This window comes from Amycolatopsis sp. NPDC104863, assembly GCF_055582965.1.
On sequence record NZ_JBVJOW010000007.1, the window covers coordinates 530,111 to 552,518 of the forward strand.

Annotated in this window: 19 protein-coding genes; 6 read left to right on the forward strand and 13 right to left on the reverse strand. The window is 70.6% G+C overall.

What is annotated here, in order from left to right; translation table 11 throughout:
* Positions 1-25 precede the first annotated feature (25 nt).
* Positions 26-751, forward strand: a complete 726-nt coding sequence (locus ACZ63J_RS35740) for a peptidylprolyl isomerase (protein WP_465399122.1) — start codon at positions 26-28, stop codon at positions 749-751.
* Between the two features lie 601 nt (positions 752-1,352).
* Here the strand turns inward: ACZ63J_RS35740 and pdxR are convergent.
* Positions 1,353-2,735: a MocR-like pyridoxine biosynthesis transcription factor PdxR gene (gene pdxR / locus ACZ63J_RS35745; protein WP_465399123.1), complete on the reverse strand. Its 1,383-nt coding sequence runs from the start codon at positions 2,733-2,735 to the stop codon at positions 1,353-1,355.
* 46 nt (positions 2,736-2,781) lie between these two features.
* On the opposite strand from pdxR, the gene ACZ63J_RS35750 reads away from it, so the two are divergent.
* Positions 2,782-3,243 (forward strand): carboxymuconolactone decarboxylase family protein, encoded by a 462-nt coding sequence (locus ACZ63J_RS35750; protein ID WP_465399124.1) that lies wholly within the window; start codon positions 2,782-2,784, stop codon positions 3,241-3,243.
* Positions 3,240-3,974 (forward strand): isocitrate lyase/PEP mutase family protein, encoded by a 735-nt coding sequence (locus tag ACZ63J_RS35755; protein ID WP_465399125.1) that lies wholly within the window; start codon positions 3,240-3,242, stop codon positions 3,972-3,974. Before ACZ63J_RS35750 ends, ACZ63J_RS35755 begins: the two co-directional genes overlap by 4 nt.
* A 63-nt stretch (positions 3,975-4,037) precedes the next feature.
* Here ACZ63J_RS35755 and ACZ63J_RS35760 read toward each other — a convergent pair whose 3' ends face one another.
* The 12 genes from ACZ63J_RS35760 to ACZ63J_RS35815 all read right to left on the reverse strand — a co-directional run bounded on the left by ACZ63J_RS35760 (position 4,038) and on the right by ACZ63J_RS35815 (position 15,887).
* Complete coding sequence (locus tag ACZ63J_RS35760) at positions 4,038-5,645, reverse strand: solute symporter family protein (RefSeq protein ID WP_465399126.1); 1,608 nt, start codon at positions 5,643-5,645, stop codon at positions 4,038-4,040.
* A complete protein-coding gene (locus tag ACZ63J_RS35765; protein ID WP_465314161.1) occupies positions 5,642-5,992 on the reverse strand; it encodes a DUF485 domain-containing protein in 351 nt (116 codons plus the stop codon). Before ACZ63J_RS35765 ends, ACZ63J_RS35760 begins: the two co-directional genes overlap by 4 nt.
* A 70-nt stretch (positions 5,993-6,062) precedes the next feature.
* Entirely contained in the window at positions 6,063-7,787 is a 1,725-nt protein-coding gene (locus ACZ63J_RS35770) for a sodium/solute symporter (RefSeq protein ID WP_465399127.1), read from the reverse strand.
* The gene (locus ACZ63J_RS35775; RefSeq protein WP_465399128.1) at positions 7,787-8,137 is read right to left on the reverse strand and encodes a hypothetical protein; all 351 of its coding nucleotides are present in this window, start codon (positions 8,135-8,137) and stop codon (positions 7,787-7,789) included. The genes ACZ63J_RS35770 and ACZ63J_RS35775 overlap by 1 nt, the downstream gene beginning before the upstream one ends.
* Before the next feature lie 139 nt (positions 8,138-8,276).
* A complete protein-coding gene (locus tag ACZ63J_RS35780; protein WP_465338133.1) occupies positions 8,277-9,032 on the reverse strand; it encodes a LytR/AlgR family response regulator transcription factor in 756 nt (251 codons plus the stop codon).
* Positions 9,029-10,081 (reverse strand): sensor histidine kinase, encoded by a 1,053-nt coding sequence (locus tag ACZ63J_RS35785; RefSeq protein ID WP_465338132.1) that lies wholly within the window; start codon positions 10,079-10,081, stop codon positions 9,029-9,031. Before ACZ63J_RS35785 ends, ACZ63J_RS35780 begins: the two co-directional genes overlap by 4 nt.
* 45 nt (positions 10,082-10,126) lie before the next feature.
* The gene (locus ACZ63J_RS35790; RefSeq protein ID WP_465399129.1) at positions 10,127-10,834 is read right to left on the reverse strand and encodes a hypothetical protein; all 708 of its coding nucleotides are present in this window, start codon (positions 10,832-10,834) and stop codon (positions 10,127-10,129) included.
* A 199-nt stretch (positions 10,835-11,033) separates the two neighbouring features.
* Positions 11,034-12,032, reverse strand: coding sequence for an ABC transporter substrate-binding protein (locus ACZ63J_RS35795; protein WP_465399130.1), 999 nt, complete (start codon positions 12,030-12,032; stop codon positions 11,034-11,036).
* Between the two features lie 27 nt (positions 12,033-12,059).
* Positions 12,060-13,112, reverse strand: a complete 1,053-nt coding sequence (locus tag ACZ63J_RS35800) for an ABC transporter permease (protein WP_465399131.1) — start codon at positions 13,110-13,112, stop codon at positions 12,060-12,062.
* Complete coding sequence (locus ACZ63J_RS35805) at positions 13,109-13,873, reverse strand: ATP-binding cassette domain-containing protein (protein ID WP_465338128.1); 765 nt, start codon at positions 13,871-13,873, stop codon at positions 13,109-13,111. The genes ACZ63J_RS35800 and ACZ63J_RS35805 overlap by 4 nt, the downstream gene beginning before the upstream one ends.
* Positions 13,870-14,907: a class I mannose-6-phosphate isomerase gene (locus ACZ63J_RS35810; RefSeq protein WP_465399132.1), complete on the reverse strand. Its 1,038-nt coding sequence runs from the start codon at positions 14,905-14,907 to the stop codon at positions 13,870-13,872. Before ACZ63J_RS35810 ends, ACZ63J_RS35805 begins: the two co-directional genes overlap by 4 nt.
* On the reverse strand, positions 14,904-15,887 hold the full coding sequence (locus tag ACZ63J_RS35815) for a LacI family DNA-binding transcriptional regulator (RefSeq protein WP_465314214.1): 984 nt from the start codon (positions 15,885-15,887) through the stop codon (positions 14,904-14,906). Before ACZ63J_RS35815 ends, ACZ63J_RS35810 begins: the two co-directional genes overlap by 4 nt.
* 307 nt (positions 15,888-16,194) lie before the next feature.
* Here ACZ63J_RS35815 and ACZ63J_RS35820 point away from each other — a divergent pair, with 307 nt between their 5' ends.
* The 3 genes from ACZ63J_RS35820 to ACZ63J_RS35830 all read left to right on the forward strand — a co-directional run bounded on the left by ACZ63J_RS35820 (position 16,195) and on the right by ACZ63J_RS35830 (position 22,385).
* Positions 16,195-19,425, forward strand: a complete 3,231-nt coding sequence (locus ACZ63J_RS35820; RefSeq protein WP_465399133.1) for a GH92 family glycosyl hydrolase — start codon at positions 16,195-16,197, stop codon at positions 19,423-19,425.
* Positions 19,422-21,806 (forward strand): GH92 family glycosyl hydrolase, encoded by a 2,385-nt coding sequence (locus ACZ63J_RS35825; RefSeq protein WP_465399134.1) that lies wholly within the window; start codon positions 19,422-19,424, stop codon positions 21,804-21,806. Before ACZ63J_RS35820 ends, ACZ63J_RS35825 begins: the two co-directional genes overlap by 4 nt.
* 213 nt (positions 21,807-22,019) lie before the next feature.
* The gene (locus ACZ63J_RS35830) at positions 22,020-22,385 is read left to right on the forward strand and encodes a DUF3817 domain-containing protein (RefSeq protein ID WP_465338124.1); all 366 of its coding nucleotides are present in this window, start codon (positions 22,020-22,022) and stop codon (positions 22,383-22,385) included.
* The last annotated feature ends 23 nt before the right edge of the window (positions 22,386-22,408 follow it).

Sequence of the window (22,408 nt, forward strand, 5' to 3'; positions counted from 1 at the left end):
GGCGATCACTGGGAGGGCGTGCAGGATGAAGAAGACACTCGTCACCGCGCTGGCGGCGGGCGCGTTGTTCGTGGCCGGCAACGGCGTAGCCACCGCGGCCGACGCCCCACCACCGAAGACGACCCACGGGCCCTGCCAGTACACCGAGACCCCGGACGAACCGGCGTCGCGGCCGGTGCCGCTGCCGCCCGACCCGCGGCACACCCCGAGCCACGGCAAGGTCGACGTCGCGGTCCCGACCAGCCAGGGCGCGCTCCCGCTGCGGCTCGACCGCGCGAAGGCGCCGTGCACGGTGCAGAGTTTCCTGCACCTGGCGAACCACCGGTTCTACGACCACACGGTGTGCCACCGCCTGACGTCGTACCCGACGTTGAAGGTCCTGCAGTGCGGCGACCCGACGGCAACCGGCGAGGGCGGCCCGGGTTACAAGTACAAGGACGAGCTGCCGCTGGACCTGCCCCCGGCCCCGACCGACCCGACGGGCGCGCGCAAGGTGTACGCGCGCGGTCTGCTGGCGATGGCGAACGCGGGCCCGGCGACGAACGGATCGCAGTTCTTCGTGGTGTATGGCGATTCCGCGCTGCGCCCGGACTACACGGTGTTCGGCACGGTCGGCGCGGCGGGTCTGCGGACGTTGGACAAGGTGGCCGCGGGCGGGATCGTGCCGACTGCGGAGGATCCTGCTCCGGTTGATGGGACGCCGAAGCTGCGGACGGAACTGTTGCGGGTTCGGCCGGACTGCTGGTTCTGATGCCGATCGCGGGCCACTCCGGCTGGGGTGGCCCGCGGGGTCGGTGTGATCGGGCGGGCTTCATGCGTGATCGGAGAGGTATCACGCGTGATTGAGCGGGCATCACGTGTGATTGAAGGGGCATCACGTGTGATTGGAGGGTCGACTCGCGTGATTGAGGAGTCGACACGCGTGATTGGAGGGTCGACTCGCGCGCATGGAAGGTCGGCTCGCGTGCCTGAGGGTCGGTTCCCGTACCCAGGTGGACGACTCGCGTACCTGGGCGGACGACTCGCGTACCTGGATGGACGACACGCGTCTTTTGGGCCGGGACTCGCGTGACTGAGCGCGGAACTCGCGTGGTTGGGACCGGAACTCGCGTGATTGAGGCCGGGACTCGCGTGATTGAAGGCGGAGCTCGCGTCGCTGGGACTTGTGTGGTGAGGCCGCGACTCGCGTGGCTGAAGCCGGAACTCGCGTGATTGGTGGCGGAATTCGCGTGACTGAGGCCGGAAATCGTGGCTGGGGCCGGGACTCGCGTGACTGGGGGCGGGACTTGCGTGATTGGGGGCGGAACTCGCAGCGGTGGGGGCGGGAGTGCGGGAGGGGGGAGGGGAGGGGGTTAGGTGGTTATTTCCCAGAGGGCCTCTATCAGCGTTTGGGTTGCGCCGGCGAAGGCGTGCTTCGGCGTAGCTGCGTAGCCCACGATTAGGCCGCCTGGGCGGTTTGGGTCCATCCAGTAGTCCGTGAGGCCCTCGATGCCGATCGCGCGGCGGCGGCAGGCTGCCAGGGCCGTTGCCTCCGAGGGGCCGTCCGGGGGCAGGACCAGCAGCAGGTGCAGGCCGGCCGCGATGCCCTGGGGGCGGACCGTGTCCGGGAGGGCCGCCAGCAGCCGGGTGCGGCGGGCGCGGTACTCGGCTCGGCTGCGGCGGATGTGCTGGTCGTACGCACCCGAGCCGATCAGCTCGGCCAGCGCCAGCTGGCTCAGCACCGCCGGGCGTGAGCCGCTGTCGGCCATGGCCGCGCGGACCGGCTCCACCAGCGATCGCGGCAGCACCAGCCACGCCAGCCGCAGCGCCGGGGCCAGCGTCTTGCTGGCCGTCCCCGCGTAGACGACCCGTTCCGGCGCCAGCGCCTGCAGCGCCCCGACCTGCTGGTGGTCGAAGCGGAACTCGCCGTCGTAGTCGTCCTCCAGCACGTACGCGCCCGAATCGCCGGCCCAGCGGGCCAGCGCCGCCCGGCGGGGCGGGGCCAGCGTGACGCCCGTGGGGTACTGGTGCGCCGCTGTCACGACCACCGCCGGACTGTCCAAAGCGGACACGTCGATCCCGTGCTCGTCGACGTCCACCCCGACGATCCGCTGGCCCTGGGCCGCCGCGATCGAACGGTAGAACCGCAGCGAAGGGTTCTCGAACGCCATTTCGCCGACACCCAGACCGTGCAGTGCCCTGCCGAGGACCGCGACGGCGTGCGAGAACCCGTGGCACACCACGATCCGCGCCGGGTCGGCGACCACTCCGCGCGCCCGGGCGAGGTACCCGGCGAGCGCGTCACGCAGCTCCGGCGCGCCCAGCTCCGACTCGTAGCCGAACGCCGCCGCCGGGGTGCGCAGCAGGGCACGCCGCGTCGCGGTGATCCACGCCTGGCGGGGGAACGCCGTCAGGTCCGGACGGCCCGGGCGCAGGTCCCAGCGCGGCGCCGGTTCGCGAGGCGCCGGCCGCGGCGCGGACTGCGGGAGGGAACCCGCGGTCGCCACCCGCGTCGGCGCGCCCTGGGCGGTGCGCAGGTACCCCTCGGCGGCCAGGTCGGCGTACACGCGGGTGACCGTGCCGCGCGCGACGCCCAGGTCATGGGCCAGGGAACGCGTCGAAGGCACCGTCGCGTCCGGCTGCCACCGGCCCTCGCGGATGGCCGCGCGGATCGCCGCCGCCAGGCCGCTCCGGCCGGTCGAGGGCTGCCAGTCGAGGTGGACGTCGAGCCCGGAACTGGACCACGAATCCGTCATGCCACTGGACCATACCCGTGGACCAGTTCGGGCTAGCGTGGATGGCATGACGAAGCGAATCGGACTCGGGCGCGCGCCCGGGATCTACCAGGCGATGGCGAACCTGCAGGCCGAGGTGAACAAGGCCGCGGAGAACGCGGGCGTCGACCCGAAGCTGCTCGAACTGGTGAAGATGCGGGCCTCCCAGCTCAACGGCTGCGCGTACTGCCTCGACATGCACAGCCGCGACGCCCTCGAAATGGGCGAGTCGGCCCGCCGGCTGTTCGTGCTCGACGGCTGGCGCGAGACCGACCTCTTCACCGAAGAGGAAGAGGCCGCCCTCGTCCTCACCGAGGCGATGACCAAGCTGTCGGCGACCCAGAGCGTGCCGGACGAGGTCTACGAGCAGGCCACGAAGGTGCTCACCGAAGACCAGTACCGCGCGGTCGCGTGGGAGGTCATCGCGATCAACAGCTGGAACCGCATGGCCGTGACCAGCCACAGCCCGCTTCCGAAGCGTGACGCGTGAGCGCCGCCGCGCTCAAGGCGCTGCACGTCCCGGGCCGGCCGCTGGTGCTGCCGAACGCCTGGGACGCCGACACCGCCAAGCTCGTCGAGGCCGCCGGCTTCCCGGCCGTCGCGACCAGCTCGGTCGCCGTGGCCGCCGCGCTCGGGTTCCCCGACGGTGAGCAGGCGCCCGCCGACGAGATGTTCGCGGCCGCCGCGCGGATCGCCCACGCCGTCGGCGTCCCGGTGACCGTCGACGCCGAGGCGGGTTACGGCCTGACCGGCGCCGAGCTGGCGGCCCGGCTGCTGGAGGCCGGCGCGGTCGGCTGCAACTTCGAGGACACCGACCACACGACCGGGGACGTGCGGCCGGTCGCCGAGCAGGCGGACCGGATCGCGGCCCTGCGCGAGGCGGCGGGGGACGCCTTGGTGATCAACGCCCGCGTCGACTCCTTCCGCGGGGTCGACGCCAAGGAAGCGCTGGCCGGCGGCGTCGAGCGGGCGAAGGCCTACCTCGACGCGGGCGCCGACTGCGTCTACCCGATCCACCTGGGGGCGCCCGACCTGCTCGCGGAGTTCGTCCAGGGGGTCGGCGGCGCGGTCAACGTGGCCGCGCGGCCCGGAACCAGCCTCGCCGGGCTCGCCGAGCTGGGCGTCGCGCGGATCTCGCTGGGCGGCGGCCTGTGGCAGTACGTGCGCAAGCAGTTCGAAGCCACGCTCTCGGGAATCGCCGAAGGCAAGCTGCCCTACTGACCAGGAGATGGCCGAAGGCCGCCGCGAGGGTGACCCGCGACGGCCTTCGGTGTCTCTGTGCCGCTAGTGCGCGACGGCCTTCTCGGCGCCCGCGCCGGTGAGGGAGCGGACCTCCATCTCGGCGTACTTCTTCTCGTTGTGCTCCTTGGACAGGACCGTGCCGAGCCAGCCCAGGATGAACGCGGCCGGGATCGAGACGATGCCGGGGTTGCTCAGCGGGAACCAGGCGAAGTCCGCGGTCTTGATCATCGAGGTGCTCTTGCCGGACACCGCCGGCGAGAAGACGATCAACACGACCGTGATGGCCAGGCCGCCGTAGATCGACCACAGCGCGCCCTGGGTGTTGAACCGCTTCCAGAACAGTGAGTAGAGGATCGTCGGCAGGTTCGCCGACGCCGCCACCGCGAACGCGAGCGCCACGAGGAACGCGACGTTCTGCCCGTTGGCCAGGATGCCGCCGCCGATCGCGAGCGCGCCGATCACCACCGCCGTGATCCGGGCGACCTTGACCTCCGCGTCCGGCGACGTCTTGCCCCGCTTGACGACGTTCGCGTAGACGTCGTGCGCGAACGACGCCGACGCCGTGATCGTCAGGCCGGCGACCACCGCGAGGATCGTGGCGAACGCGACCGCGGAGATCAGGCCCAGCAGCACCGGCCCGCCCAGTTCGAGCGCGAGCAGCGGCGCGGCGGAGTTGACGCCACCGGGTGCCTTCTTGATCGTGTCCGGCCCGACCAGCGCGCCGGCGCCGTAGCCCAGCACCAGCGTGAATAGGTAGAACACGCCGATCAGCACGATCGCCCAGACCACCGAGCGACGCGCGTCGCGAGCGGTCGGCACGGTGTAGAAGCGCATCAGGACGTGCGGCAGGCCCGCGGTGCCGAGCACCAGGGCGATGCCGAGGGAGAAGAAGTCCAGTTTGGACGTTCCGGTGGCGCCGTACTGCTTGCCCGGGCCGAGCAGCGTCTCGCCGGCCTTGCCCGCCTTGTCGACGGCGGCCTGCAGCAGGCTGGAGAAGTTGAAGTTGTACTTGCCGAGCACCCACAGGGTGATCACGAGCGCGCCGACGATCAGCAGCGCGGCCTTGATGATCTGCACCCAGGTGGTGCCCTTCATGCCGCCGATCAGGACGTAGGCGATCATGATCACGCCGACCACGGCGATCACGATGGCCTGCGCGCCACCGCCTTCGACACCGAGCAGGAGCGCCACCAGGCCGCCCGCGCCGGCCATCTGCGCCAGCAGGTAGAAGAACGACACGGCCAGCGTCGACGTCGCGGCGGCGGCCCGCACCGGGCGCTGCTTCATGCGGAACGCCAGCACGTCGCCCATCGTGAACTTGCCGGTGTTGCGCAGCAGTTCCGCGACCAGCAGCAGCGCGACGAGCCACGCGACCAGGAAGCCGATGGAGTAGAGGAAGCCGTCGTAACCGTTGATGGCGATGGCGCCCGCGATGCCGAGGAACGACGCCGCCGACAGGTAGTCACCCGAGATGGCGATGCCGTTCTGGGGACCGGTGAAGGCGCGGCCGGCGGCGTAGTAGTCCGACGCCGTCTTCGTGTTGCGGCTGGCCCGGAACACGATCACCAGCGTGATGACCACGAACGCGGCGAAGATCAGGATGTTGAGGAGCGGGCTGCTGCCTTCCACCCCCGCGGCGAGAGTTTTCATGCCTGCTCCTTCTCGATGTCCTCACGGATCTTCTCCGCGACCGGGTCGAGCTTCCGGTTGGCGTACCGGACGTAGAGGCCGGTGATGACGAACGTCGAGACGAACTGCAGCAGGCCGAAGATCAGGCCGATGTTGATGTTGCCGAAGACCTTCGTGCTCATGAAGCCGTGCGCGTAGTCCGCGAGGAGCACGTACAGCAGGTACCAGACCAGGAACAGCGCCGTCATCGGGAAGACGAACCGGCGCAGGCGGCTGCGCAGCTCACGGAATTCGGTGCTTTCGTGGGCGCGTTCCCAGATGGTCTCTGACGTGTCCGGGGGCCCGCCGCCGGTGTCCGTCGTGCTCATCGCTGCTCCCTGCGACGTTGCGGAAAGTGACGTGCGACACCGTAGGGACGTGTGAGTCTCGCGTGAAGATTCAGCGGCTCAACAGCCGGGCCAGACGACGAACGGTTGACGAACGGTCGCGCGGTCCCGTCGAACGGGGTTCGTCGAGGTGCAGCCGCAACATCGCCGCCGTCGACCAGGCGGGGGGCCGGCCCCGCAGGGAGACCAGCGCCATTACGCCGAACGCCAGCGGCACCGACCAGGGTGCCGGTTGCTGCACCAAGATCGCCACCCAGCCGCGCAGCGGCGGCCCGGCGAGCGCGAACAGGATCGAGCCGGACGACGCGACGAGCCCCGCCAGCACCCCGGCGATCCCGCCGGCCGCGGTCAGCCGCGGCCACCAGATGCCGAGCACGAGCAGCGGGCAGAACGTCGACGCGGCCACGGTGAAGCCCCACGTGACGAGCACCCCGGCGTCGAGCTCGGCCGAGCGCAGCGCCAGCAGCACCATGACCCCGGCGACGCCGAACACCGCGATCCGCAGCCGCCGCAGCCCGCCGGGGACGAGGTCGTGCGCGATCGCGCCGGACATCACGAGCAGCAGGCCGAGCGACGTCGCCAGGAACGCGGCGAACGCGCCCGCGGTGAGCAACGCCGTGAAGAGCCCGCCGGCCCAGCCACTGTCCACTTGGTACGGCAGCGCGACGACCACCGTGTCGGTCGCGCCGGAGAGGTAGAGGCCGGGCACGAGCACCCGGCCGAGCACGCCGTAGACACCGGGGAAGAGGTAGAAGATCCCCAGCAGCGCCACGGTGATCGCGGCCGTGCGGCGGGCGGCGCGGCCGTCCGGGCTGGTGTGGAAGCGCATGAGGACGTGCGGCAGGCCCATCGTGCCGAGCATGGTCGCGATGAGCACCGCCCACGTCCCGAGCAGCGGGTAGCCCTGGTCGCCGAGGTCGAGCAGCGGGCGCTGCCAGTCGTGCCCGCCGAGCGGCGCGCCGCCGCGGACCGCGGGGACGGCCGCGCCCGCGCCGAACACGACCTCGTCCTGGCTGTGCGCGGTGAACTCGCCCGGCGGCAGGGTTTCCGCGACGCCGTTGCGGCGGACGGCGGTCGGCTCGCGGATCTCCATCGTGACGTCGACTTCGAACTTCACCGGCGTCTCGCGGGCGAAGTGGGTGAACTCGACGGGGTTGAGGGCGTCGGTGCGGTTGACCGCGCCGGCCTGCAGCACGAGCCAGATCGCGGGGATCAGGAAGAGCAGGAGCTTCAGCACGAACTGGAACGCCTGGACGTAGGTCGCCGCGCGCATCCCGCCGAGCGCGAGGGTGATGCTGACGGCGGCGCCGGCCAGCACGACACCGACCCAGTACGGCGTGCCGCCGACCGCGGTGAGCACGAGCCCGGCGGTGCGGAACTGCGGGACGACGTAGATGGTGCCGATCACCAGGACGACCACGGCGGCCAGGCGGCGCAGCGCGGGCGAGTTGAGGCGGGCTTCGGCGAAGTCGGGGACGGTCAGCGCGCCGGAGCGCCGCATCGGGGCGGCGACGAGGACGAGCATCGCGATGTACCCGGCGGTGAAGCCGACCGGGTACCAGAGTGCTCCGATGCCGTCTTTGACCACGAGCCCGGCGACCCCTAGGAAGGAGGCGGCGGAAAGGTATTCGCCGGAGACGGCGGCGGAGTTGACCAGCGGCGAGATCCGGCGCGAGGCGACGAGGAAGTCCGACGTCGTGCGCATGGCGGCGACCCCGCGGACGCCGATGAGCAGCGTCGCGAGCACGACCGGCGCGACGGCGAGTGCGACGCCCACTAGTCGTCGTCCTCGAGGCGCTCGGCTCGACGCAGTTGCCAGCGGGCCAGGAGGGCCATCGCGGGGTAGGGCAGGACGGCGATCATCAGCCAGGAGACGGGGATTCCCAGCAGCCGCAGGGTGTCCAGGCCGGGGAAGATCGCGAAGACGCCGGGCAGGCCGAGGAGGAGCGTGAACATGAGGACGAGCGCGGGGATGCCGCGGCGGCGTTGCGCGCGGTAGAGGGTGGTGGCGCGCTGGGTGTCGCCGACGGGGAGCCGGGGCTGGCGCCAGCGGTGACGCGAGCGGCGCCGGGCGTGGGCGAGCCGGGTCTGCGGGCTCGTGACGGCGACCCGGCGGATCTTGCTCATCGTGAGCCCGGCCAAGGGCGGCCCGCGCTGGGCTGGGAGCAGGCGGCTTCAGGTCGGCGGCGCATCGCGGGCTTGGCCGAGCAGTGGGCGAGTGCAGGCGGCCGCCCACCGCTGCGCCGGGAGCAGGTGGACCGGCGGCTCATCGCGCGCCCGGTCCGAGCTGCCCACGCTGAGCGGCCTCCAGCAACCGGTCCCGCAGGTCCCGCGCATGCCGCCGGCTCACCGGGACGTCCCCCGCCTCCGTGTGCGCCAGCAACCCGCCCGCCGAGTCGCTCCGCAGCTCCAGCACCGCGCCCACCGCCAGCAGGAACCCGCGGTGCACCCGGCTGAACCCCGTGCCCTCCCAGTACTCCTCGAGCCGCGAGATCGGCATCCGGACCAGATGGACGCCACCCCGCGTGTGCAGCCGGACGTAGTCCCCGTGGGCCTCCACGAACAGCACGTCGTCGCGGCGGACGTACCGTGTGCGCCCGCCGGACTCCACCGGGAGCGCGGCCATCGCGTCCGGCGTGGACCGCGACGACGGCGTCGCGTTGCGCGTCACCTTCGCCAGCGCCGCCGACAGCCGTTCCGCGCGGACCGGCTTGAGCAGATAGTCGACCGCGCCGATGCCGTACGCCGTCACCGCGTGGCCGTCGTGGGCCGTGACGAACACGATCACCGGCGGCTCGCTCAGCTTGGCCAGCAACCCCGCCAGCTCGAGCCCGTCGAGGCCCGGCATCGAGATGTCGAGGAACACCGCGTCGAACCTGTCCGCCTGAAGCAGCCTCAACGCCTTCAGCGCGTCACTCGCGCCGACGACTTCGCCGACTTCGGGCGCTTCGCGCAGCATCGTGCACAGCTCGTCCAACGCCGGCGGCAGGTCGTCGACGGCGAGTACCCGAAGCGACGTCACGGCAGCACCCCCGGCTGGAACCGCGGCACCCGCACGACCACCCGGGTGCCCGCGCCGACCTCGGTCTCGACGGTCAGGCCGTACCAGGCGCCGTAGACGTCCCGCAGTCGTCTGTCCACATTGGCCAGACCGAGCCCGGCCGGGTCGTCGTCGCCGGTGCGGCCGGCGAGGATGTCCGCCGCGCGCTTCGGGTCCATGCCGACGCCGTCGTCCTCGACGAAGATCACGCAGTCGTTCCCTTCCGCCTGGCCGTGCACCTGGACGAACCCGGTGCCCGAGCGCGGTTCGATGCCGTGCCGGATCGCGTTCTCCACCAACGGCTCCAGCACCAGGTACGGCACCGCGACGGCGAGGATCTCCGGCGCCACCCGCACCTGGACGCGCAGCCGTTCGCCGAGCACCGCCCGCTGCAGCGCCAGGTACGTCTCGATCGCGCGGAACTCCTCGGCGACCACGGTGTACTCGCCGTGCCGCGCCAGGCTGTAACGCGTGTAGTCGGCGAAGTCCAGCATCAGGTCACGGGCGCGGTCGGGGTCCGAACGCACCAGCGACGCGATGACCGTGAGCGCGTTGTAGACGAAGTGCGGGGACATCTCCGCCCGCAGCGCCCGCAGTTCGGCCTGCGCGGCCTGCTCCGCCGACGCCTCGAGCCGGCCGCGCTCCAGCGCCTGGACGACCAGGTCCGCGGCCTGCCCCGCCACCGAGTCGCGGACGTCGCCGACGACCAGGATCGCCCCGGCCAGCTCGTCGTGGACGTGCAGCGGCAGCACCAGGACGTCCTGCGCGGAGCCGGGTTCCTCGCTGTGCAGCACCCCGTCGAGCACCGTCGCGACGACCGCGTCCGGCCCCGGCCGCCCCGACCACAGCAGCGAGCCGGACAGGTCGGTGAGGCCCAGCCCCGGGAAGCCGAACAGCCGGCGCAGGCCGTGCGCGGCGCGGCGGGCGCGGGTGCCGGACAGGCCGTCGCGCAGGTCGTCGGTGATCCGGCGGGCGGCGGCGAGCACCGGCAGCGGGTCGGCGCGCGACGCCGGACGCAGGTGCACGGTCATCGGGCCTCCCCTCGGCGACGGTGTCCAGGGGAGTAGATCCTACGGCTACCCGGGGTCCTCCCGGTCGGCCAGCACTTGGGCGTGGCGGCGGAACCGGCGCCAGGTGCGGTACTCGTCGATCGCCGTGACCGGACGGCGGTCCGGGACGACCAGGCTCGTGTCGGCCGGGTACGGCCGGTCCGGCAGCGAGATCCAGCCGGTCGTGCGGGTCTCCCTGACCGTCACCGGGACCGGCCGGAACGTCGCCGGGTCGAGCCCGTCGCTGTGCCGGACGACCTCCTCGAAGAACCACGCCGAGGTGATCAGCGCCAGGACGCCCCGCGACGACTTGAGCGCCTGCCGCAGCGGCGCGGCCTCCAGGAGCCGGAACGTCTGGTTGATCGCCGGCGCGGTGACGCCGAAGTCGTCGTAGGCGACTTCGCCCGCGTGCAGCGCCATCCGGAGCCGGATCCGCGCCCCGGCGTCGTGGGTCAGGTTGTGCCGGTGCAGCGCCACGGCGAGCGCGTTGGGCAAGAACTCGACGAAGGGTCCTTTGGGGATCTCCGCCGGGGCGAGGACGAAGACGCCGTCGCCGCAGTCCTCTCTCCGGCAGTGCCGCCACGGGACACCGGCGTCGTCGAACGCCCGGAACAGCGCGCGGTACAGCCCTTCGCGCAACGCCAGGCGGTGTGGTGTGGTCCTGCGCCGATCGCCGTAACCCTCGACGTCCACGGCGAAGATCGTCCGGTGCTCGGCCGGCCGCTCGTAGTTCATCGCACCCTCCCTGCGATCATGCATGTGCCAATGCATGTGCAGATGAGTGTGACGGAGCCCACCCGGGCGGGGGAACGGGTCGTGCGGTGAGCGGTTATCTCACCGCGGTGACCGGCAGTAAGCGATCACCGGCGGCGAAACCACTGGTCAGAGCCCTGTGCGGGCAGCGAACACCCCGCACAGGGCTCTGACGGACGGGTCAGCAGCTCTGCTTGTAGAAGTACTGCGAGTTGGCGTCCATGTCGGCCTTGGTGATCGAGTGCAGCTGCGCGGTGAGGTTCCGCGTGGTCGGCTTGCCCTCGATCGCGGCCACCGCCTGCTGGACGCCCTGGGTGCCGATCGAGGCCGGGTCCTGGGCGATCAGGGCCTGGTACTGGCCGCTCTTGAGGCCTTCGACCTCCGAGGGGCTGGCGTCGAAGCCGATCAGGTTCACCGCGCCGACCTTGCCCGCGTTGCGCAGGCCGGTCGCCGCGCCCTCACCGGTGTTGAGGTTCGTCGCGAAGATGCCGATGAGGTCCGGGGTGGACGACAGCGCCGCCGTCACCTTGGACGCCGCCTGGTCCGGCTCGTTCTGGGTGAACTGGACGCCGACCGACTTCAGGTTCGGGGTGTTCTTCAGCTCGTCCTCGAAGCCCTTCGCGCGCGCCGCCGTCGTCGACGTCCCGGCGATCGTGTCGAGCACGAGCACCGAGCCGCTCTTGCCGTTCGCGAGCTTGGCCATCGTCTGGGCCGCGAGCTTGCCGCCCTCGGCGTTGTCGGAGGAGACCGACGACGCCGCGACGCTGGTGTCCTTCAGCGACGTGTCGACCTCGACGATCTTCGCGCCGCGGTTCTTGACCTGCTGGATCGGCGCGAGCATCGCCGTGTCGTCGGTCGGGGCGATGAGCAGCGCGGCCGGCGGGTTTGAGCCGAGGGCGTTGACGAGCTGGGTCTGCATGGCCGCGTCGAACTTCTGCGGCGCCTGCGTGGTCAGCTCGTAACCGAGCTTCTTGGCTTCGGCCTGCGCGCCGCACTGCAGCGAGATGTAGAACGGCTCGGCCTGCACACCCGGGATGAGCGCCAGCTTCTTCGAGCCGGCCGAGTTGGCCTGGCTGTCACCGGACCCGCTCTGCCCGACCGTGCCGGACCCGCACGCGGTGAGCAAGGCCGCGGCGGAGACCACGGCACCCATGGCGGTGAGAGTCTTGGTCAGCTTCATAAGCACCTCTTTGTACTCAGGGGGGAATCAGCGGGAGTTGCGGCGACGGCGGCGCCGCTGGTCGAACCAGACCGCCGCGATCAGCACCGCGCCGACGGCGATCATCTGCCAGAAGTCCTGGACGTGGGTGATGTTGAAACCCTTCTTCAGCACCGCCGGGATGAACACGCCGATCACCGTGCCCAGCACCGAGCCGACGCCGCCGAAGAGGCTCGTCCCGCCCATCACGACCGCGGCGATGGCGTTGAGGTTGTCGGTGGTGTGCGCCGAAATCGTGGTCGACGCGTAGTACGCCAGCGAGAGGAACCCGGCGATGCCGGCCAGGAACCCCGTCAGCGTGTACACCTTCAGCAGGTGCGCGGTGACGCCGATGCCCGCGCGCCGCGCGCCTTCGGCGTTGGAGCCGACGGCGAAGGTGTACCGGCCGAACTTCGTGGTGTGCAGCAGCCACGCGCCGATCAGGGTGATCACGACGGCGACGATGACCAGGTTGGGCACCACGCCGAACGAGGTGCCGTACCCGAGGGTCTGGTTGAGGACCACCGGCACGCTGCGCACGTCCGACCCGTTGTTGAGCAGGTAGGCCGCGCCCAGCGCCGCACCCATCGTGCCGAGGGTGACGATCAGCGGCGGGATCCCCGCCACGGCGATGAGGAAGCCGTTGACCAGGCCCCACACCGTGCCGGCGACCACCGCGGCGACCAGGCCGACGACGATGACGCCCCAGCCGGCGTTCGACGCGTTGCCGCCGGACATCGCCTCCATCACCTTGCCGGCGACCATGCCGGCGAAGATCAGCACCGAGCCGACGGACAGGTCGATGCCGGAGGTGATGATCACGAACGTCATGCCGACCGAGAGCACCAGCAGCACCGACGTCTCGATGAGCAGCGTCTGGAAGGTGAACAGCGTCGGGAACTCGCCGGGAGCGATCGCGCTGAACACGATGACCAGCGCGACCAGGACCAGCGCGATCCAGAACGTGTTGGCGCCGACCAGCCGCTTGCCGAGGGGCCGCTTGCCGAACCCGGCCTCCGGCGACTCCTGGATGTCCTTCTGCGCGGGTGTCGACACGCTCACGCGGCCTCCTCTTGCACGAGCGCCCCGGTCATCGCGGCGACGAGGTCTTCGAGCTTCGTGTCCGGCCCGGTGAACCGGGCGACACGCTTGCCCAGCCGCAGCACCTCGACGCGGTCGGCGACCGAGAGCACCTCGGGCATGTTGTGGCTGATCAGCACGACGGCGATGCCCTTGTCGCGCACCTTCTTGATGACGTCGAGCACGCGCTCGCGCTGCACGACGCCCAGCGCCGCGGTCGGCTCGTCCATGAACACGACCTTCGACGCCCACACGACCGACCGCGCGACCGCGACGCTCTGCCGCTGCCCGCCCGAGAGCGAGCCGATCGGGACGTCGGTGCTCTGCAGCGTCACGCCGAGGCGCTGGAACTCCTCGACGGCCTGGCGCCGCATTTCGGCCTTGTCGAGCATGCCGAGCTTGCCGAGGATCCCTTTGCGGTGGATCTCGCGGCCGAGGAACAGGTTCGCGGCCGGGTCGAGCTCGGGGGCGACGGCGAGGTCCTGGTAGACGGTCTCGATGCCCAGGCGCCGCGCCGTCGTCGGCGAGTCGAAGTGGGCGTCGGCGCCGTCCAGCAGGATCTTGCCCGACGTCGGCTGCTCCGCGCCGGAGAGGCATTTGACCAAAGTGGACTTGCCGGCGCCGTTGTCGCCGATCAGCGCCGTCACCTCACCCGCGCGCGCCTGGAACGACGCGCCGCGCAGGGCTTCGACCGACCCGTACCGCTTGACCAGGTCGACCGCTTCCAGCAGGACTTCGCTCATCCCCGCCTCCCTTCCGGCGCCGGCGGCCGGCAGCGGATCACCGTCGTGGTCCCGGCGAGCTCGGTCTGGCCGGCGTCGAACGGCATGACGTAGGTGTCGCCCTTCGCCAGCGCGTGGTCACCGCCGTGCTCGGTGCGCAGGACACCCTCGCCGTCGAGGACCACCAGCACCGCGAACGACGGGTCGAGTGACAACGTTGTCGTCTTGTCCGTGCGCAGCTGCTCGGCTCGGAAGAACTGCTCCGAGCCGCCGGCGAGCAGGTCCACTGTGGACCCGGTGTCGCCCGCGGTGCGCTTGATGATGGTCTCCAGGCGCCCGGCGTCCCAGCCCGACGTGTCGAGCGCTTCGATCGCGGTGTCGAAGCCGATCCCGAGGTGGCCCTTCTCCGGCGACGCGAGGAAGTCGCGCCACTCGATGGTCAGCGAGAAGTCCGTCGGCTGCTGCAGCTCGACGACGAAGACGCCTTCGCCGATCGCGTGCGGCAGGCCCGCCGGGATGTAGACGGTGTCACCCGCGGTCACCGGGACGCTGTTCAGCGCGCCCAGCATCGACGGCACGTCCTGCTCGCGCGTCCACTCGGAGACCGTCGCCTTCGACAGCGTCTCCTTGAAGCCGGGGTAGACGCGCGGGTCGTCGCCGTAGGTGCCGACCACGATCCACGCCTCGGTCTTGCCGAAGTGCGAGTCGAAGTGCTGCTTCGCGAAGGCGTCGTCCGGGTGGAAGTGCACGGGCAGCCGCTGGCCCGCGTCGAGCAGCTTGACCAGCAGGCCGGTCGACGTCCCGAGCGCCTCGACGTGCTTGGCGCCGAGCCAGGCGTTCGGGTTCGCGAGCACGGCGTCCCGCAGCCAGGCGCCATCCGGGAGCCGGGTCAGGCCGTTGGTCTCCTGGCCGAACATGGTGCTCACCGACGCGACCCAGTCCTCCGGGCCGAACTTCTTCTCGGAAGACGCGCCGCGCAGCGCCGCGATGGCGTCGCCCCCGCGGTAGAACTGCGGCGGCTGGTTGGCCGGGAGGCGGATCGGTTCGAGGGTCACGGGGCGACCTCACCGGAACCACGGGCGACGAGATGCACGGGCAGGACTACCTTTCTGGGCGGGGACTGATCTCCTTGGACGCGCGCGAAGAGCAGCTCGGCCGCGGCGTGGCCGAGCGCGCTCACGTCGTGCGCGACGACGGTGACCGGCGGGTCGAGCAGGTCCGCCAGCTCGAAGTCGTCGAAGCCGACCATCGCCGGGCGCTGCTCGGCGTGGGCGAGCGCGCGCAGCACGTGCACGGCGACCCGGTTGTTGCCGGCGATCACCGCGGTGGCCGCGTCCGGGCCGTGCATCAGCCGCTTCACCGCGTCGCCGATGTAGTCCGGCGTCGGGGTACGCATGGAGACCAGGGACTCGTCGTAGGAGATCCCGTTGCGCACGCAGCCCTCGCGGAAGCCGCGCAGGCGCTCGGCGGCGGTGAAGATGTCCGGGCTGTCCCCGAGGAAGGCGATCCGCCGGTGGCCGTGTTTCGCCAGGTGGGTGACGGCTTCGATGGTGCCGCCGAGGTTGTCCACCAGCACGGTGTCGGCCACGATGTCGCCGGCCGGGCGGTCGATGAACACCACCGGCGTGCCCGCGCGCATCTCCGGCACCAGGTACCCGTGCTGCAGGCCGGCCGGGACGACGAGGATGCCGTCCACCCGCCGCGCGCAGAACTCCAGCACGAGCTCGCGCTCGCGGTCGGAGTTCTCCTCGGACGAGCCGGTGAGCACCTGGCGCCCGAACGACGTCGCGATCCGCTCGACCGCGCGGTTCAGCTCGGAGTAGAAGGGGTTGCCGACGTCCTCGACGATCAGCCCGATGGTCCCGGTGGTCGACCCGCGGCGCAGGTTCCGCGCGCCGAGGTTGCGCCGGAACCCCAGCTGCTCGATGGCCGCCATGACCCGCTCGGCGGTGTCCGGGTGCACCGCCGGTTCGTCGTTGACCACGCGCGAGACGGTCTTGATCGACACGCCCGCCAGCCGCGCCACATCGCTCATCGTGGCCCGGCGGCTCGCGGTGCGCGTGCTGCCGTCCCGGTCCCGGCCGGGTGGAGACAACGTTGTCATAGTGCACGGGATTGAACGCCACCGCCCGGTGAGTTGTCAACGGTTCGTGCGTGGATTGTGCCGATTCGGCTACCGACGTCGTACGGCAGACGGCTGATCACGCTGTCCCGAAGTGGACAGGTCTTGACGGGACACTTGACTGTCCGGTGAGACGCTGCCCAAGGTGACCCGGTTCGACCGACTGCGCGACAAGGTTGTCATTGCACCGTTTCGGGTCGCGCTGATGAGGTGAGAGGCGATGGCGATGGCGCGAGCGCGCTTCAGAGCCGGTTTTGCTTTCCTGACATTGGCGGTGACGGCAGCGGTGGCTCCCGCTGTCCCCGCCGCGGCGGGCCCGGCGACGGATTTCGCGAAGTGGGTCAACCCCTTCGTGGGCACCCGTCCGGGCGGCGCCGACCACGGCACCGGGGGCGGCGCCGGCAACACGTTCCCGGGCGCGGTCGCGCCGTTCGGCATGGTCCAGTGGAGCCCGGACACCGTGAAGTCCCAGCCTGGCGGGTACTTCTACGACGACAACGCCCTGACCGGGTTCAGCCTGACGCACCTTTCGGGCGCGGGCTGTTCGACCTATCAGGACATTCCGTTCATCCCGTACGTCGGTGAGGTTTCGACCTCCCCGGCGACCGACCCCGGGCACTACACGTCGAAGTTCTCGCACGCCAACGAACACGCGACGGCCGGCGCTTACGACGTCACCCTCGACAGCGGCGCGAAGGTCGAGCTGGCCGCGACCCAGCGCACCGGCTCCGCGCGGCTGACCTACCCGGCCGGCGCGTCCTCGACGCTGCTGGTCAACACGTCCGGCTCGGTCAACGGCACCGACGACGCGTCGATCACCATCGGCAAGGACACCATCAGCGGCTGGGCCACCAGCGGCCGCTTCTGCGGCGCGCAGAACAGCTACCGCGTCTACTTCTCGGCCAAGTTCGACACGCCGTTCGAGTCGATCGGCACCTGGAAGAACGGCGCCGTGACGCCGGGCAAGTCCGCCGAAACCGGTGGGGCCAAGGCGAAGGTCGCGCAGCCCAACGGTGTCAACGCCTCCATCGCGCGCCCGGCCAAGGCCAAGCAGCAGGACACCACCGTGTCCGGCCCGGGCAGCGGCGGGTACGTCACCTTCGCCAACCTCAACGGCGCGCAGGTGAACGTCCAGGTCGGACTGTCCTTTGTGTCCGTCGACGGCGCGAAGGCCAACCTCAAGGCCGAGAACACCAAGAAGTCGTTCGACACCGTGGCCGCGGGTGCGCGGAAGGCGTGGAACGACCAGCTCGGCAAGATCGCCGTCACCGGTGGCTCGGACGCCGACCTGACGACGTTCTACACCTCGCTGTACCACTCGCTGATCCAGCCGAACGTGTTCTCCGATGTGGACGGTCAGTACCCCGGCTTCGACGGGCGGATCCACAAGGCCGACAAGGGCCACGCGATGTACACCAACTTCTCCGGCTGGGACATCTACCGCTCGGAAGCCCCGCTCCTGGCGACGATCGACCCCAAGGAGACCTCGGACATCGTCCGGTCGATGATGGCCTACGCCGAGCAGGGCGGGTCGTGGGACCGCTGGACGGTGGCCAACGACTACACCGGCGTCATGAACGGCGACCCGTACCACATCATCGTCTCCAGCGCGTACGCGTTCGGGGCGCGGGACTTCGACGCCCAGAAGGCGTTGCTGCTCATGATCAAGGGCGCCACCCAGCCGACGCAGGGCTACACCGAGCGGCCGGGCCTCGACGACTACCAGAAGCTCGGGTACGTGCCGGGCGCCGGCGCGGACACGCTCGAGTACACCAGCGCCGACTTCTCCATCGCCGAGTTCGCGAAGCGGCTCGGGGACAGCGCGACGTACACGACGTTCATGAAGCGCGCGCAGAACTGGCAGAACCTCTACAACCCGGGCACCGGTCACCTGCAGCCGCGCAACGCGGACGGCTCGTTCGCCGGCACCTACGACCCCGCCAGCTCGCAGGGCTGGGTCGAGGGCAACGGCGCGCAGTACGAGTGGATGGTGCCCTACGACCTCGCCGGCGTCGTGACGGCGTTCGGCGGGCCGGCCGCGACCCAGTCGCGGTTGGACACCTTCTTCACCCAGCTGAACGCGGGCACCCAGGAGCCGTACGCCTTCATGGGCAACGAGCCGAACTCCAACGCGCCGTACGTCTACTCTTACGCGGGCGCCCCGGCCAAGACCCAGGCGATCGTGCACCGCTCGATGGACGAGCTGTACAACCCGCGTCCCGAAGGCCTGATCGGCAACGACGACCTCGGCCAGATGTCGGCCTGGTACGTCTGGTCCGCGCTCGGCGTCTACCCGGAGATCCCGGGCCGCGCCGAGACGCTGCTCGTCACCCCGCGCTTCGAGCACGCCGTGCTCACCACCGGCGCGGGCAAGAAGATCACGATCAACGCGCCGGGCACCGGTGACTACGTCGGCAGCCTGAAGGTCAACGGTGGCGCGGCCTACAAGGCGTGGCTGCCGGAGTCGCTGATCTCCAGTGGCGGCACGCTCGACTACACGCGGTCCGCCACGGCAACCGCGTGGGGCAGTGCGGCGGCCGACGCACCGCCGTCGTTCCGCGAGCAGGAGAAGCCGAGCCTGTCCTTTGTGGACCCGGCGCGCGCGGTGACGCCGGCAGGGTCGACGTCCCAGGCGTCGGTCGGTGTCCAGGACCTCTCCGGTACGGCCCGGACCTGGACCTACAGCGCGGGCAGTGTCGACGGGGTCACGTTGACCCCGGCGTCGGGCAGCATCGCTGTCCCGGCGGGCGGCAAGGCGCACGCCGACGTGACGGTGACCGTCCCGGCCGGGCTGGCCGACGGCGCCCGCCGCATCCCGGTGACGTTCTCGGCGCCGGGGGTGGCTTCGACGCAGGCGGTGCTCACGGTGCTGGTCGCGCAGCCGAACAGCTGGCTCGCCACGGTCGACAACGCCGGCATCTCGCCGGACTCCGACTCGTCGGCGGCCAACTTCGACGGCGGCGGCTGGAGCTACTCGGCGAACGCGCTGGCCGCGGCCGGCGCCAACCCGGGCGGCACGGTGACCAGTGACGGCATCAAGTTCACCTGGCCGGCGTTCCCGGCCGGCGACCCCGACAACGCGGTCGCAGGAGGCCAGACGGTGAACGTGAGCGGTTCGGGACGGCTGGCGCTGCTCGGCTCGGCGTCCAACGGCAACGCGTCCGGCACGCTGACGATCACCTACACCGACGGCAGCAAGTCCACCGCCACCATCGGATTCTCCGACTGGACCCTCGGGGGCGGCGGCGCCCAGCCGTCGTTCGGCAACCGGATCGTGCTGTCCACGCCGTACCGCAACGCCGCGGGCAGCGACCCGCAGCAGATCCGCACGATGGTGTTCGGCACCAACCCGATCACCCTCGACGCGGGCAAGACCGTGGCGAGCGTGACGCTGCCGGACAACGTCAGCGGCGGTGCGCTCCACGTGTTCGCGATCGGCATCGGCGCATGAAAAGCACCATCCTGGCGGGCTTTCTCACGCTGACCGCGGCCGCGACGGGGCTCACCCCCGTCGCGGCCGCGGCCGGCGGGGATGCCCTGGACGCCGTCAACACGTTCATCGGCACGCAGGACGAGGGCAACACGTTCCCCGGCGCGTCGGCGCCGTTCGGGATGACGCAGGTCAGCCCCATCACCTCGCACTACGCCGGCTACCGCTACACCGACACGGCCATCCGCGGCTTCGGCCACTTCTTCCTGTCCGGCGCGGGCTGCTGGGAGCAGGGCGGCCTCGTCTCGACGTTGCCGACGACCGGCGAGATCGGGCCCGGCAAGGCGTTCGACACGACCAAGGCGTCCACTTTCGACCAGACGAAGTACGCGGCGCCGTTCACCCACGACGGCGAGGTCGGCAAGCCCGGTTACTACAAGGTCCACCTGACCGGTTACGGCGGTGTCGACGTCGAGACGACCGCGGCGACGCGCGCGGGTGTCGAGCGGTACACCTTTGCGAAACCCGGTGATGCCAACGTCTTCGTCAACGTCGGGCAGGCCAACGACAAGGAACCGGTGACGGGCAGCAGCATCCGCGTCGTCGACGACCGGACCGTCGAAGGAACCGTGGAGTCGCAGGCCTTCTGCGGCGGCAAGGCCTACACGACGTACTTCACGACGAAGTTCGACAAGCCGTTCAAGACGTTCGGCACCTGGTCGCCGACCGGCGGCACCCCCGGCAGCCGGTCTTCCGAAGGCGGCGCGGGCCTGCGTGGCGCGTGGCTGTCGTTCGGCGGCGCGGGCCAGGTCACCGCGACCACGGCGATCTCGCAGGTGGACGCGGCCGGGCCCCGGGTGAACCTGGCGGCCGAGCACATCCGGTCGTTCGACTCCGCCAAGGCGGACGTCCAGCGGACCTGGCGGCGCGAGCTGTCCACTGTGGACATCAAGGGCGGCACGACCGACGACCGCACGGTCTTCTACACGTCGCTGTACCACGCGCTGCTGCAGCCGTTGACCGCGAACGACGCCGACGGCCGCTACTACGGCTTCGACAAGAAGATCCACCGCGCGGTCGGCTGGACGTACTACGACTTCTTCTCGCTGTGGGACACCTACCGCACGCAGAACCAGCTCCTTGCGCTGCTGCGGCCGGACCGCGCTCGTGATATCGCCAAGAGCATCCTGGCCATCCACGACCAGGGCGGCTGGCTGCCGCGGTGGGCGTACGCGAGCCAGGAGACGAACACGATGACGGGTGACCCGGTCACGCCGTTCCTCGTGGACCTTTGGCGGTTCGGGGCGCTGTCGGGCAACGAGATGCGCGCCTACCAGGCGTTGCTGCAGAACTCGACGCAGATCCCGCCCGCGTCGTCGCCGTTCCAGGGCCGCTCCGGCAACGCGAGCTACCAGGCTGACGGCTTCGTCCAGTACGACCCGAACTTCCCGAAGAAGGGTCAGGACACCGACCCGAACCACGGCGCGTCGGCGACCCTGGAGTACGCGCTCGGTGACTGCTCGCTGTCGGTCATGGCGGCGGCGCTCGGCAAGAAGTCCGACGCGGCCGCTTTGAAGCAGAAGGGCCGGACCTACCGGACGCTCTGGGACGAGTCGCAGACCGACCGCGGCTTCGACGGCTTCTTCCGGCCGAAGGTCGCCGGCGGCGCCTGGTTCAGCCCGGCCGACAAGCCGTACAGCCCGCAGAGCCAGGACGGCTTCCACGAGGGCACGGCCTGGCAGTACCAGTGGCTGGTCCAGCAGGACGTCCCCGGCCTGGAGCAGCGGATGGGCGGCCCGGCGGCCACCGGCAAGCGCCTCGACGACTTCTTCGCCTACGACGCGCTGGTGAAGAACCCGGCGACGGCCGTCCGGGAGAACTGGGTCGTCGGCCCGTACGACTACTACGACCAGTTCCGCTACAACCCGAACAACGAGCCCGACCTGCACTCGCCGTGGATGTACGCGCTCACCGGGCAGCCGGCGAAGACGTCGACGGTCGTGCGGGCGGCGCACACGCTGTTCACCAACGCGCCCAACGGCGTCACCGGCAACGACGACCTCGGCACGATGTCGGCGTGGTACGTCTTCAGCGCGCTGGGGCTCTATCCCGCCGTCCCAGGGACTGGGAACTTCGTGCTCAACTCGCCGCGCTTCGCGAAGTCCGTGCTGCACCTGGAGAACGGGCGGGACGTCACGATCAAGGCGCCCGGCGCGGACGGCTCGAAGCTGCAGTACGTCTCGGGGCTCGAGGTCGGCTCGAAGCCGAGTGACCGGGTGTATGTCAACGTGGACCAGCTGAAGCGTGGCACGACGCTCGACTTCTCCTTGACTGCCGATGTCGCGAAGGCGACCTGGGGCACGTCGCCCTCCGCAGCACCGGTTTCCCCGTGTTCTGACTAGATAGTGGTGCTCGCGAACGTGGTCCGGACCACAGTGGACCACGTTCGTGAGCATCGTCACGGGCCCCGGTGTTCCCGTGAGGGCCATCACGCCTCACACTGGTCTCAGCACGTCCGACAGCGCCGTTGACGTCCACAGGCAGTCCGCCTTGGACGGTGCGTCGGACGTTTTTTGTGCCTACGACAAAGTGGTGAGACCCCACAGGAGGAAGAAGTGTCCAGCAAGGCCGCTCTAGTGTTCCGCGTGGCCGCAGTTGCCGAAGCCCTGTCCTGGGCGGCGCTGCTTGTCGGGATGTTCCTCAAGTACGTCGTGCACTCCTCCGGTGAGGGCGGCGTGCCCGTCATCGGCATGGTGCACGGCGTGATCTTCGTCCTCTACGTGGTCGTCTCCCTGTCCGTGGCGAAGCCGCTCGGCTGGCGCCCGAAGACCCTGGTCTACGCCCTGCTCGCGAGCATCCCGCCGCTGTTCACGTGGCTGTTCGAGAAGTGGGCGCTGCGCAACGGCAAGCTCGACGGCCCGCAGCGGCTGTCCCACGGCGGGGTCGGCCTGTTCCAGGTCAAGGAACCCGTCGCCGCCTGATCCCAGCAGATGAGAAGGGCCCG